1 protein-coding gene is annotated in these 1,014 nt (G+C 40.0%); it reads right to left on the bottom strand.

Annotated elements, in window-relative coordinates; translation table 11 throughout:
* Positions 1-249: 249 nt before the first annotated feature.
* Positions 250-1,014, bottom strand: a 765-nt coding sequence (locus tag B4033_RS07880; RefSeq protein ID WP_286833005.1) for a PhzF family phenazine biosynthesis protein, incomplete at its 5' end; no start/stop codon positions are given.

The raw sequence follows: 1,014 nt of genomic DNA, 5'->3' as shown, positions 1-1,014 counted from the left end.
ATTATCCAGTTTATATTCTTCAATATTTTGTTCTGTTTTTACCAATACTTGTTGATCAAAACTGAGCGTCGCTGCGCCCATTAAAAACATGGTAAGTGTTAATTTTTTAAAACGTAGTGACATTCTGGATCCAGCAAATTTAAACATGAACTTTTTATTCAGTGAACATCATAGAGAATGACTCTCTTGTTGTGAGTTGTATTTTTATAAAAGCTGCTGTTCACAACAGCTTTTAGATATTCTATCTGATTAAAGCAGAATTTCAGCTTTCATATACAGCTTGCCATAACCTAAAATTTCAATCCGATCATTATCCTGCATCTCGCAATACAGCACACCACCCCGGCTTGATCCCTGATAAGCAACCAGCTGCTGTTTTCCGAGTTTTTCTGCCCAGATCGGCACGATTCCGGTATGAATTGAACCTGTCACCGGATCTTCATTAATACCATTACTTGGCGCGAAATAACGCGATACACAGTCATACTGTTCTGCACCCGCCGTTAAGGCGACATCCAGCAATGCGTCAGTCGCAGTAATCGCGGTACGGCGATCATTGACCTGTTTCAGTAATTCAAAATCCGGAGTCTCATCCAGCACATCCTGTACCGACTCATATTCGATAATATAGGCCTGTTCATTTAAATAGACATTTTTAAAAGATTTGGTCAAAGCTCCACGCAACATAGCAGGATATTCATCGACCAAAACTGCTCGACGAACCGGGAAGTTCATACGGATTTTGCCATCTTCATCTTGACTAACCGTAAAAATACCGAGATTTTTTACATGAAATCGAATAGTTTTATGCGAGGTATAATCCAGGAATAATACAAAGCTGCTGGCCAAGGTCGCATGTCCACAGAAATCAACTTCTTTCGTTGGCGTAAACCAGCGAATTTCATAATTTTCCGCATCAATAGTCTTTACAAAGGCAGTTTCAGATAAATTATTTTCCAGCGCAATGTTTTGCATCAGGCTCTCATCCAGCCACTCATCCTGTACAATCACCGC

Source organism: Acinetobacter sp. UBA3132, from assembly GCF_002364825.1.
Lineage (GTDB): Bacteria > Pseudomonadota > Gammaproteobacteria > Pseudomonadales > Moraxellaceae > Acinetobacter > Acinetobacter schindleri.
This window is presented reverse-complemented; position numbering and strand designations above follow the sequence as displayed.